This is a genomic window from Frankia sp. AiPs1 (assembly GCF_023716945.1).
Taxonomy (GTDB): domain Bacteria; phylum Actinomycetota; class Actinomycetes; order Frankiales; family Frankiaceae; genus Frankia.
In genome coordinates this window covers 1-1,931 of the sequence record NZ_JAMQQF010000815.1, presented here as the reverse complement: position 1 = coordinate 1,931, position 1,931 = coordinate 1, and the positions used below count along the sequence as shown (strand labels likewise).

At 76.7% G+C, this 1,931-nt stretch carries 2 protein-coding genes; both read right to left on the bottom strand.

All coding sequences use genetic code 11. The features are described from left to right. Window positions 1-1,617: vWA domain-containing protein (locus ND748_RS30960; RefSeq protein WP_251749854.1), on the bottom strand; the 1,617-nt coding region annotated here is incomplete at its 3' end. Window positions 1,618-1,709: 92 nt separating this feature from the next. Beyond that, window positions 1,710-1,931: hypothetical protein (locus ND748_RS30955; RefSeq protein WP_251749853.1), on the bottom strand; the 222-nt coding region annotated here is incomplete at its 5' end.

Below are 1,931 nucleotides of genomic sequence, written 5' to 3'. Positions count from 1 at the left end.
CCCGTACCCCGGCCGCCCGCCGCGCGTTGGTCGGCCGCCACGTGCCGGTCGTCGGCCGCGCACGCTGCCGATGCCGGGGACGGCAACATCGTCGTCCCGCTCCGGTCCCAGTCGCAGCCGCCGGCCGCGCATCGCCACCCGGTCGAGTCGACCGTCGGCCGCCTCGGCCGCCAGCACGCCGCGCAACCGTGGCCGGCGGCGGTCGAGGAAGCCGAGCGCGAACGACAGCGCCAGCACGACCAGTACGACGATCTCGACGATGGCCGCCGGATTCCAGCCGGCCGCGGCGGAGCCGTGCACGCGGGTCGCCGCGCCGCGCGGGGCCGGGTCCATCCGCAGCCCGAACTCGGTGGTGAGCACGGTGCGCCAGGGCGAATCGACGGTGCCGGCAAGCCGCAGCCCGCCGTCGACCCGATGGCTGCGCCGCACCGCCCCGCCGGTGCGCGCCGACCACGTCACCGGCACCTGGTAGACCCGCCGTTGTCCGGGGGCGAGGGTGATCCGTTCGGGCAGGCCACCGCCCGCGGCGCCGCCTGCCATGGCACCGACTGACGCAGCGGCGATGGTCAGTGCCGGGTCGGTGGCGACCACGCGGGCACCGGTGAGCTCCACCGGCAGGCGCCGTGCGGTCGAGGTCACCGTGACCTCGACACTCCCGGTTCCCGCGGTCGGGTCGACGTCGTCGAGTGTGTGACCGGCCAACGCCCAGCGCCAGCCGACCGTGACGACCGGACCGCGCACGTCGTCGGCAAGCAGCTCGGCCGCCTTACCCGCCCGGGCGTGCTGCTGGACGCGGGACAGGTACTCGGGGAGCTGATCGGGCGGCAGGGCCAGCACGGTCGTCGCGGGCAGCACGCTGCGCAACAGCGTCGCGCCGGCCCGGCCGGCATCGGCGTTGTCGAGGGCGAAGGCGTAGCCGGCGATGTCGCGGCCGGCCAGGCGGGTGTGGGCCCGCTCGGCGAGGTCGGTCCAGGGCCGGCCGGTTTCCGCGGGGAACGGCGAGCCCGCCGGGGGCTGGTGGCGCCCGTCGGTCAGCAGGATCACCGCGCCGGACCGGGCCGGGTCCGGATGGTCGAGCAGGTCGATCGCGGTCGACAGGGCCGCGCCGATGTCGGTGCTGGCCCCGGTCGCGGTGGCCGGCAGCCGGCCGATCGCCGAGCGGGCGTTCGCCGCCGAGCCGCTGAACGCCACCTGGGGCACCTCGTCGAAGCCGACGACGGAGAGCCGGTCGGCGGGGTCGAGACTGGCGGCGAACGACGTCAGGGTGGACCGGACCGGGCCGTAGAGCCCGCCCTGCGACATCGACGCCGAGGTGTCGACGAGCACGACGTACTCGGCCGGCCGGGTCGGCACGCCGAGCGCGTCGAGCACCGCCGCCCGCCCGAGCTGCGCCGCACCGCCACCAGCCGCACCGCCACCGCCCGCAGCACCGCCACCTCCACCAGCCGCACCGCCATCGCTAGCCGCACCGCCATCGCCAGCCGCACTGCCACCACCAGCCGCGGCCGCTGGCGTCCCGAGCCCGGCCGCCCGCGCAGCGTCCCCGCCGACTGGAACGAGGGCCGGCAGGACCGCCATCAGCAGCATGAGCGTCAGCCGCATGAGCATCAGCAGCACAGGCAACGCACGCGACGATGCTGTCCGCGCATCGTCGGCGCCCCAAGGCGACCGCGGCCCTCGACGAGGGGAGGCGTTGCGGCGTCTGGCTGTCAAGACTCGTCCCCCGGTCGGCCACGATGCCGGACACCCTTGATGACCGCGCCGGCCCGTCCGGAGATCGCCCGGATGCCGCCCCGACCCCGGTGGCGTTCGACGAGCTCGGCGAGGCCCGCGGCGAGCGGGGCCAGCCGGTCGAGGAGGACTGCGCGGTCCGGCGGGTCGAGCTCGGCGGCCAGCGCGGCGAGCGCCTCCGTGCGCAGCCACAGCCGGGC